Source organism: Vibrio qingdaonensis, from assembly GCF_026191675.1.
Lineage (GTDB): Bacteria > Pseudomonadota > Gammaproteobacteria > Enterobacterales > Vibrionaceae > Vibrio > Vibrio qingdaonensis.
This window is the reverse complement of sequence record NZ_JAKRRY010000204.1, coordinates 1-261: the sequence shown is the minus strand read 5'-3', so window position 1 is coordinate 261 and position 261 is coordinate 1. Positions and strand designations below refer to the sequence as shown.

The following is a 261-nucleotide window of genomic DNA, read 5'->3' as shown; positions in this document are numbered from 1 at the left end:
CGCCATCGCTACCAACTGCTGAGTTTGACCTTTCGCTATATTTACCAACGAAGGCGTGACGGTAATATCAGTAATCACCGCTGCACTCACATTAACAGTCACTGTATTACTGGTAACCCCGTCCTTCCTTGCCGTCAGTGTTGTATTACTCACATCCACCCCTGACAATAAACCACCAGAAGTCACCGTGGCTGTAGCCGTATCCTCCGGTGTCCAAGTGACAGACGTCGTGACATCTGAGGATGTGCTATCACTGTACGT

Annotated in this window: 1 pseudogene; it reads right to left on the bottom strand. The window is 49.4% G+C overall.

What is annotated here, in order from left to right:
- Positions 1-261, bottom strand: a pseudogene (locus MD535_RS26040) (Ig-like domain-containing protein); the annotation flags it as partial.